This is a genomic window from Candidatus Megaera venefica, from assembly GCF_034554655.1.
GTDB classification, from domain to species: domain Bacteria; phylum Pseudomonadota; class Alphaproteobacteria; order Rickettsiales; family Rickettsiaceae; genus Megaera_A; species Megaera_A venefica.
Genome location: NZ_JARJFB010000095.1, coordinates 1 through 7,659, shown reverse-complemented (window position 1 = coordinate 7,659; position 7,659 = coordinate 1). Strand labels below are relative to the sequence as shown.

14 protein-coding genes are annotated in these 7,659 nt (G+C 37.3%); all 14 read left to right on the top strand.

The window, feature by feature from the left end; translation table 11 throughout:
• Positions 1 to 35 precede the first annotated feature (35 nt).
• On the top strand, positions 36 to 335 hold the full coding sequence (locus Megvenef_RS06245; protein WP_322777118.1) for a hypothetical protein: 300 nt from the start codon (positions 36 to 38) through the stop codon (positions 333 to 335).
• 75 nt (positions 336 to 410) lie between these two features.
• A complete protein-coding gene (locus Megvenef_RS06240) occupies positions 411 to 821 on the top strand; it encodes a hypothetical protein (protein ID WP_322777117.1) in 411 nt (136 codons plus the stop codon).
• On the top strand, positions 821 to 1,027 hold the full coding sequence (locus Megvenef_RS06235) for a hypothetical protein (RefSeq protein WP_322777116.1): 207 nt from the start codon (positions 821 to 823) through the stop codon (positions 1,025 to 1,027). The genes Megvenef_RS06240 and Megvenef_RS06235 overlap by 1 nt, the downstream gene beginning before the upstream one ends.
• Entirely contained in the window at positions 1,024 to 1,173 is a 150-nt protein-coding gene (locus Megvenef_RS06230; RefSeq protein ID WP_322777115.1) for a hypothetical protein, read from the top strand. Before Megvenef_RS06235 ends, Megvenef_RS06230 begins: the two co-directional genes overlap by 4 nt.
• On the top strand, positions 1,170 to 1,292 hold the full coding sequence (locus Megvenef_RS06225) for a hypothetical protein (RefSeq protein ID WP_322777114.1): 123 nt from the start codon (positions 1,170 to 1,172) through the stop codon (positions 1,290 to 1,292). The genes Megvenef_RS06230 and Megvenef_RS06225 overlap by 4 nt, the downstream gene beginning before the upstream one ends.
• The gene (locus Megvenef_RS06220) at positions 1,289 to 2,440 is read left to right on the top strand and encodes an MT-A70 family methyltransferase (RefSeq protein WP_322777113.1); all 1,152 of its coding nucleotides are present in this window, start codon (positions 1,289 to 1,291) and stop codon (positions 2,438 to 2,440) included. Before Megvenef_RS06225 ends, Megvenef_RS06220 begins: the two co-directional genes overlap by 4 nt.
• Positions 2,430 to 2,924, top strand: coding sequence for a hypothetical protein (locus Megvenef_RS06215; protein WP_322777112.1), 495 nt, complete (start codon positions 2,430 to 2,432; stop codon positions 2,922 to 2,924). The genes Megvenef_RS06220 and Megvenef_RS06215 overlap by 11 nt, the downstream gene beginning before the upstream one ends.
• Complete coding sequence (locus Megvenef_RS06210) at positions 2,921 to 3,475, top strand: ATP-binding protein (protein WP_322777111.1); 555 nt, start codon at positions 2,921 to 2,923, stop codon at positions 3,473 to 3,475. Before Megvenef_RS06215 ends, Megvenef_RS06210 begins: the two co-directional genes overlap by 4 nt.
• Positions 3,472 to 4,959 (top strand): hypothetical protein, encoded by a 1,488-nt coding sequence (locus tag Megvenef_RS06205; RefSeq protein ID WP_322777110.1) that lies wholly within the window; start codon positions 3,472 to 3,474, stop codon positions 4,957 to 4,959. The genes Megvenef_RS06210 and Megvenef_RS06205 overlap by 4 nt, the downstream gene beginning before the upstream one ends.
• Positions 4,959 to 5,189, top strand: a complete 231-nt coding sequence (locus tag Megvenef_RS06200; protein WP_322777109.1) for a hypothetical protein — start codon at positions 4,959 to 4,961, stop codon at positions 5,187 to 5,189. Before Megvenef_RS06205 ends, Megvenef_RS06200 begins: the two co-directional genes overlap by 1 nt.
• A gap of 70 nt (positions 5,190 to 5,259) precedes the next feature.
• Positions 5,260 to 5,706, top strand: a complete 447-nt coding sequence (locus Megvenef_RS06195) for a single-stranded DNA-binding protein (RefSeq protein WP_322777108.1) — start codon at positions 5,260 to 5,262, stop codon at positions 5,704 to 5,706.
• A 7-nt stretch (positions 5,707 to 5,713) separates the two neighbouring features.
• Positions 5,714 to 6,760 (top strand): DNA cytosine methyltransferase, encoded by a 1,047-nt coding sequence (locus tag Megvenef_RS06190; RefSeq protein WP_322777107.1) that lies wholly within the window; start codon positions 5,714 to 5,716, stop codon positions 6,758 to 6,760.
• A 17-nt stretch (positions 6,761 to 6,777) separates the two neighbouring features.
• The gene (locus Megvenef_RS06185; RefSeq protein WP_322777106.1) at positions 6,778 to 7,134 is read left to right on the top strand and encodes a hypothetical protein; all 357 of its coding nucleotides are present in this window, start codon (positions 6,778 to 6,780) and stop codon (positions 7,132 to 7,134) included.
• Positions 7,131 to 7,484 (top strand): pentapeptide repeat-containing protein, encoded by a 354-nt coding sequence (locus Megvenef_RS06180; RefSeq protein WP_322777105.1) that lies wholly within the window; start codon positions 7,131 to 7,133, stop codon positions 7,482 to 7,484. The genes Megvenef_RS06185 and Megvenef_RS06180 overlap by 4 nt, the downstream gene beginning before the upstream one ends.
• Positions 7,485 to 7,659 lie beyond the last annotated feature (175 nt).

Below are 7,659 nucleotides of genomic sequence, written 5' to 3'. Positions count from 1 at the left end.
TGATTATATAACCTATAAGGAATTTACACACTTAGATGGACAGACCCGATATCGAATGTATTTCTAGAGGGCTGACTATACTTGACGGATCATATTTACGTAGACTTATTTGCACTATGGCTCTCGATGAATATATGGTGTGCTTTGAAGGGAAAAAAACGTTAACAGAATTACATAATGTTTTTGAGGTAACAACAGATAGAGGAGTAAAAAAAATACTAAAACGCTTAGAGTTAATAGGAGTGGTCAAAGTAATGCCATCACTTAAATATCATGACAAAACAAAATATATATCTATTGATATAATTTTTTTGCAATATTTTGCACGAGATTAATCACATGACCCAACTAGTCAATTACCACATATCCAAACACCTTACTTTTCAACACATTTTTAACGAAGCAAATCAATGACTAGGCAACTAAGTGAGCTGGAGAGCGAATTTTACACAAAAATTATTACAGCAATAGATGCGGTAACAAAATTAATCGACAAAACTGCGCAAAGCTTACCTAGAGACTCGGAAGTTAGGCGTTACTTAGCATATTGTGCTTTTGATGTAAGAAATAATCTCTTGGATTCAATGTACAACAAATTAATGCACTGGGAGGGGGGGAGAATGACTAAACCTACTAGATCACAAATGAAAGAAGCTAGATGCATGCTCGAAGATGTAACTGAGTTAAATCAGTTATATGACGATGTAAAGTTAATAGCCAAAAAGGCAGAAGCTATCCTGGAAAAGATAGCTCATATGTCTACTGCAAAAAAAACGGACTACAACACATTCTTAGATAGCATCAATAAGGGGGAAATCTAATGAATGACTCACGTTTAGTCGATCTGGATGAAGAAAGAAAAGCACTAAACGATCTATATTCACATGCAGAATTATTAGCAGCAAGAGTGAAAAACATAAATAGCGATCTGGCAGAATTGGCAACAAAAATAAGGCATATGGCTATCACAAAAGAAGCTGAGTGCCATGAGATCTTAGAAACCATAATGAAAGGAGAACAACAATGATTGATGACTTACAAAAGATCGCCAAACGCATTATTCGGATGATTGAAGCTGGAGAAACTGGCCAAGATGTCTTTGCAAGGGATGCAGGAACTTTAGCAGAATTGATACTGAATATAGAAGAACTAACCACGAAGAGGTTTAAATGAACTCAGCAAGAGAAGAATTAGAACATTTCGACATGGTTGCACTGTGGGCATATGTCATAAGTCGCGCGCAAAATGATCAACAAAATATTCTTTTGATAGTCGAAGGGGGGAATGCATGATTAGGGAACTAAATATAAACACTGAATTCCAAGAGTTAATACCTCCATTGTCTCTTGAGGAGCTAGAAAGCTTAGAAGAAAGTATAATAGCTGAAGGTTGCCGTGATTCGTTAGTAACTTGGGGCAATACCATAATAGACGGTCACCATCGTTATGCTATATGCCATAAAAATTATATTCCATTCACCACAGTAAATAAGAAACAAGAATTAGAAACTGAACTAGACGTAAAGCTATGGATGATAAATAACCAGTTTAGCCGTAGGAATTTATCCACAGAGACAAGACTGGCTTTAGCATATCAGTTCAAGGAGTTCGAAGCTGAGAAGGCTAAAAGTCGTCAGTTGGCTAATTTAAAACAATTTGTTGAAGAAGAAACCTCAAAGATAAGCCAGTCTACCGTTGCCCCACTAGTTGGGCAACGGAGAGAAGTGGAACATGAAACTAGAGGAAGAGGTGCATTAGGTGAGATAGCCAAAAAAGCAGGTGTTAGCCATACAACAGCTGAACAATATGACGTTATCCAACGCAAAGGCACTAAAGAACAGAAAGCTGAAGTAGCCTCTGGGAATTCTAGTATCAAGAAAGTTTACAACAATATTCGCTCCGAAGAACGTCTAACCACAAATATAGCTACCCAGTGGCCTGAAGGTAAGTACCGAGTTATTTATGCCGATCCGCCTTGGAGTTATGGTGATGAACGCTCTGGTATGGGTGGTGCTATTGATCACTACAACACAATGAGTTTAGAGGATATTAAGGCTTTGCCGGTTAAAGAATTGGCCGAAGATGATGCAGTACTATTTATGTGGACAACTGCTCCGTTGTTAGAGGAGGCTTTTGAAGTAGTGAATGCATGGGGATTTAAGTATAAGACAAATATTATTTGGAACAAGGTAAAGCCTAATCTAGGAAATTACACATCTGTACGACACGAACATTTAATGATTGCTACAAAGGGCAGAGGTACTCCTGATAATACAGAGCGTCCTAATTCCGTTCAAACTATAGAGCGCACAGGTAGGCACTCAGAAAAGCCCGAAGAATTTAGAAACATAATCGAAACTCTGTACACGTACGGCAACAAAATAGAATTGTTTTCTCGTAAGAAAGTGGAGGGTTGGGAGGTTTATGGGAATGAATGCTGAATACTATAAACAATTGTATCAAGAAAGATTGCCTATAGGACAAGAATTTCAAGATCATTGCGCGGCTCTATTTTTACATGAGCTACATATACCTTTAGTTAATTTTCAAAGCAAGGATTGGCAATTTAAGATAGGCGAAAATGCTCAAGGTTTTGAGATTAAATACGATCAGCACTTTTCTAATACCAAGAATTTTTGGATCGAGGTACAGCAAAGAGTAACGTTAGATCAAAGCTATTACGACGCTGGCATTTATCAAAAAGACAATGCATGGATGTACTGTATCGGCGATTACTCGGTTTTGTACTTGTTCGGTAAGCGTTTTTTGCAGCTATTACATCAATCTAGCAGATTTGAAATTATAGAAAACAAGCTAAAAACTTCAAAGGGTTTTCTTTTACCACAAACAGATGCCGATAAATATTACACCCATAAAATAGAAACACCGCAAGGATTTGTGAAACTCTCAGGAGGGAATGCATGAGTGATAACAAAAATATTAATGAGATTATAATAGAAGACCCATCACTGATATTACTAGTTGGTGTAGGAAGTTCTGGAAAAACTACTTTTGCAAAGAAACATTTTTTGCCTACCCAAATTATTTCTTCAGATGTATGCCGAGCTAATATTTGCGACAGCGAAACTGATATGAGATTTTTGCAACCAGGCTTTCAATTGCTTAATGAGATATTAGTTAAGCGTCTACAAGCAAAAAAACTATCAGTAATTGATGCCACAAACACGAGATTGGAAGATAGACAAGGTTATCTAAAAATGGCTTGTAAATATCATATACCGACAATAGCTATTGTATTTGATATAGAGTTAGATGTTTCTTTAGCGCGCAATTCTAAACGTTCCGATAGGGGCGGATGTAGTGATTATATTTTTAGACAAAAAGAGCAGTTGAGTCAATCTTTCTATGAGTTAAGAAAGGGAAAAGATTACAAAGAGGTTTTTGTATTAAGCACTCCAAATCAAATAAAAAAACAAAAGATAGTGTTGTTACCAAGATTAAGAGGGGTTGCATGAAAGCCCAATCTAAACTCAATAAAAAAGCCAATAATAAAAAGAACCTCTTAAAGGAAGAAGGGAATATCAGAATAGAGGCTTTATACAATATCATTCTTACTGAGAGTGGCAAAGCAGATTATCTGGCTATCGATATCTACACAGAAGCTAGGTCTTGGTATAAGCCTAAGAAAACAAATATCCAAGGTAATATAGTCTACTCGTCAAAGCTAAGCGGCTATGGGTGGCAGATAGGTTATGAGTATTTAGCTAATAAGCATAAATGTACTACTGAGTTAATCAGAAGAAAATTGGTCTTATTAGAAAAGTTAGGTTTACTTACTAGAGATTTTAGAACTGAATATTATCACGGTAAAAGATTTAACAATAATATGTATCTTTTAGTATGGAAAGACACGCCTCATTTCTATAGTGAAATTGGTCTAGAAAAAAAGGTATTAACTACTCCTCAAAACCAAGTAGAGCTATGCAAAAATTCGTGCCCCCCTCTCCAACAAAAATTGGACAACATATATGTAATACCCAATAACGGTAAGAAAAAAGAAGAAGAAGCTAAAGCTTATTCTTCTTCTTTTTTCTCTAGTACTCCTATTGAAGTTAATACTCCTTTAGCGTGCGCGCGTGAGGTAAAAATTCAACCTTACAAAATCGTACAAATCTCAAACACAAAACCTGAACCAGCACCGCAAGAACCAATTATCGAAGTTCCAACCTTGGCTATTAGCTCTCTTGCGGAGCTAGCCAAGGTTTACCAAGCAGAAGAAATCCGTGTTGTGGCAAGCAAGGTGGTCAATTGTGACCAGCTGGAAGAGCAACCGTACGAAAAAATCGTACAACTGAAATCACGGATTTTAGTGGAAGAGACTGCAAGCATATCTAGCGAGGAGGGCAGTGTGAATACAGGGCGAATAGACCAAATAACGCAGTTGAAGGCTGAGATCTTCAAGGCATTTGATAGCAAAACCAGTGAGGAAATCATGGAGAATTGTACCTTTACGGAACTTGAGCCAAACAAGCTAGGAATCAGTATACGAGCTAAATTTATCTTCTCTGAACATGACAAACAAAAGCTAAAAACTTGCGTTCATATGACGTATGGTTCTGAGATAAAAATGGTAAATACCTCAGTTACAGAAAGACTCGTGCCGATAGAAGAGGTTAGCAAGGTTATGCAAGCTCAATCAAATTGCCTAAAATGGGATCGATTCAAAAATGAGCTACTCAAGTATTTTCCAGAAAAAACGGGTGATCATATTCTCAACGCTTGGTTTGATAAACTAAGAGTTAGTGAAGATGCGCCAAACAACAGAATCATCCTAACAGGTTCAACTTTTTATGTTGATAGCATTTACAGCAGATTCGAGACTGCAATTGAAGGAGTGGTTAAGAAAATGGCGGCTTCACAAAACAAAGTAACTCTTGAATTGCATTATGAAAATAATAGCCAGAGACCAAGAATTTACAAACCAAACGGAGGGTTTTGATGAGATACAAGAAAAAGCCAATAGTGGTTGAAGCTGTGCAATTTATAGATTGCGTTTCTGATAAAATACAAGATCATTTTGACGAATACCCTGACTGGCTAAATGAAGCTTTTAAAGAACATACGATTAGATTAATTTTTGCTGATACAAAACACCTAACAATTGAATCTTTTGCTATAGCCACAAAAGAGGGAGAGATGACCATAACAAAGGGTAATTGGCTTATATAAGGGGTAAAAGGTGAGTTATATCCTTGTAATGATGAGATTTTTAGAATGACATACGAAGAGGTAAACAAAAATGCGGAATAGCGCAGAAATACAGCTGATAGGCTACGTGTATCAAGACGCAAGATGCCCGAATGAACGAGATTATCCGAATTGGGTAGTGTTTAAGCTTTGTGTGAACAGGAAGTACAAAGATAAGAATGGAGAAGAAAAGCAAGATACTAGTTGGTTTGAATGCAAATCCAATTCTGAAACGATGTCCAAACTTATTAAGCTGTACGTCAAAGACAAGATGGGTTTATTTGTCAGAGGAATACCTAAGGCTAAAGCTTATACGACCAGCAGCGGAACAGCTGAAGCAAATATTGAAGTACTAGTTACCGAGTTTAATATTCTAACGTATCCAAAAGAAAAGACTGATACAACAGAGCAGAGTAACGGCAGGTACAAGATAGAAAGCGGTACAAAACAAGCTATGCCAGAGGCAACAATATACGATGACGAAATACCATTTAGTTAGGAAAGAGATGCTTAAAAAATCATTATCGGTATTTGATGTCTTTTCGGGGATAGGCGGATTTTCTCTCGGGCTAGAAAAAGCAGGAATGCAAACAGTGGCTTTTTGTGAAAAGGACTCTTTTTGTCAAAAAATACTAAAAACACATTGGCGTGATATTCCGATATTTCCAGATATATCAAAATTAACTAAAGACGATTTTAAAACGCTAAAGCAAATTGACATTATTGCAGGAGGTTTTCCTTGTCAGGATATTTCTTGCGCAGGAAAACAAGTTGGAATTAATGGCTCAAGATCGGGGCTTTGGAAAGAATTTAAGAGATTAATTAATGAGCTCAAACCAAGATATGCAATTATCGAAAACGTGGCTAACCTTCGTAGTAAAGGACTTGTCGCCGTCCTGCAAGATTTATGGGAGATCGGGTATGATGCAGAATGGCATTGCATACCAGCTTCTGCCTTTGGTGCGCCTCACAGACGGGATAGAATCTGGATTATGGCCTACCCCACTTGCATCGGCAAAGTCGGATTGTCCGTCGGAAAGGATGAGACAGAGTCCACACTTGGAGACGGTTGTAAAAATGCTACCGACGCCGACTGCAAGCGATGCGACTGTGGGAGATATAATCGGCAAGGAGGATATCTACAAGATGACTTCGAGCGGAAGTATTCGGAAGCACACCAAGAATGGGACATCGGGGAGTCTGGGATTAGCAAGACATGTAAGATTCTTTCCGACCCCAACTGCCTGAGATTACAAGGATACTGGGGATCTCAAGAAACTAGCGCAATATGTAAGCAAGAGCAGATTAGCTTGTACTATCGCACACGAGGAATTGAACAATGGGGAGCAGAACCGGAATCAATAGCTAGACTAAAAGAGGGGCGTCTAAATCCTGATTGGGTGGAATGGCTTATGGGCTTTCCAAGTAGCTGGACAGAAAGCGGAAGTCGTAGGCAGCGTCTCATGGCTTTAGGCAATGCAGTCGTGCCGTTAATTCCGGAATTTTTAGGAGAAGCAATTATAAGTAGTTTTGAGAATAATTATAATCAATAAATTAATAGGACTAAGAAATGAATTTTATAGAAGCAATAAAACTAATAAAAGAACAGGGATTTATTAAGGTTATGAGAGGTGACACTCAAGTATTTTATTCTGATTGGAGTGGCAATCTTTATATTGAGCATGAAAATGAAACAGAACATGGTTTTAAAAATTTTGAACCTACTGTTGAGGATATTTTATCTGAAGATTGGCATGTAGTAAAAAATAAAAAACTACATACATTTGAGGAAGCTTTAAAAGCTTATAAATCAGGAAAAAATATACGTCGTAAAGGTTATGGTATATTGCACAATGAGGAGTACTGTGACTTTGACAGAGATGACATTATGGCTAATGATTGGATAATTATGGGAGAGAAGATATGAACCTAGACATAAGAAAAAGAGAGATTTCGTATAGAAACTTGCCGATAATTTTAAGACGGCATCAGTTATGGCTTGAAGACAGCTCTAAGGGCGAGAAAGCAGACTTTAGCAACACTTACTTGGTGGGAGTTTGCTTTAGAGCAGAGGATTTAAGAGGCGTTAACTTCCAAGGAGCATATTTAAAATATGCTGATTTGAGAGATACAAAATTATTTGGAGCTGATTTTCGTGATAGCGATTTAAGGGAGGCTGATTTGCAAGGAGCTGATTTATTTAGAGCTAATCTAACTGGATCTAGTATACACAAGGCGATTGTAGATAAGAATGCCTTAAACGAAGCAATAATGTAGAGAGGGTATATGAATAACCTAGTATTATGCGCATGGCTTATGCTTGCTATAACTATACTGATGAACAGTCTTTTTCTTTTCTCAATAACTAATGTCTCAAACGAGTTACTGGATTTAAATAGCAAAATTGACAAAATAATAATATTTTTAGACTTGGGTTTAAATGCTGAAGATG

Coding starts and splice junctions, on each gene's coding strand:
- Megvenef_RS06240 (WP_322777117.1), top strand. CDS start 411: ATGACTAGGCAACTAAGTGAGCTGGAGAGCGAATTTTACACAAAAATT.
- Megvenef_RS06200 (WP_322777109.1), top strand. CDS start 4,959: ATGAGATACAAGAAAAAGCCAATAGTGGTTGAAGCTGTGCAATTTATA.
- Megvenef_RS06195 (WP_322777108.1), top strand. CDS start 5,260: ATGCGGAATAGCGCAGAAATACAGCTGATAGGCTACGTGTATCAAGAC.
- Megvenef_RS06205 (WP_322777110.1), top strand. CDS start 3,472: ATGAAAGCCCAATCTAAACTCAATAAAAAAGCCAATAATAAAAAGAAC.
- Megvenef_RS06220 (WP_322777113.1), top strand. CDS start 1,289: ATGATTAGGGAACTAAATATAAACACTGAATTCCAAGAGTTAATACCT.
- Megvenef_RS06185 (WP_322777106.1), top strand. CDS start 6,778: ATGAATTTTATAGAAGCAATAAAACTAATAAAAGAACAGGGATTTATT.
- Megvenef_RS06235 (WP_322777116.1), top strand. CDS start 821: ATGAATGACTCACGTTTAGTCGATCTGGATGAAGAAAGAAAAGCACTA.
- Megvenef_RS06190 (WP_322777107.1), top strand. CDS start 5,714: ATGCTTAAAAAATCATTATCGGTATTTGATGTCTTTTCGGGGATAGGC.
- Megvenef_RS06215 (WP_322777112.1), top strand. CDS start 2,430: ATGAATGCTGAATACTATAAACAATTGTATCAAGAAAGATTGCCTATA.
- Megvenef_RS06230 (WP_322777115.1), top strand. CDS start 1,024: ATGATTGATGACTTACAAAAGATCGCCAAACGCATTATTCGGATGATT.
- Megvenef_RS06180 (WP_322777105.1), top strand. CDS start 7,131: ATGAACCTAGACATAAGAAAAAGAGAGATTTCGTATAGAAACTTGCCG.
- Megvenef_RS06225 (WP_322777114.1), top strand. CDS start 1,170: ATGAACTCAGCAAGAGAAGAATTAGAACATTTCGACATGGTTGCACTG.
- Megvenef_RS06245 (WP_322777118.1), top strand. CDS start 36: ATGGACAGACCCGATATCGAATGTATTTCTAGAGGGCTGACTATACTT.
- Megvenef_RS06210 (WP_322777111.1), top strand. CDS start 2,921: ATGAGTGATAACAAAAATATTAATGAGATTATAATAGAAGACCCATCA.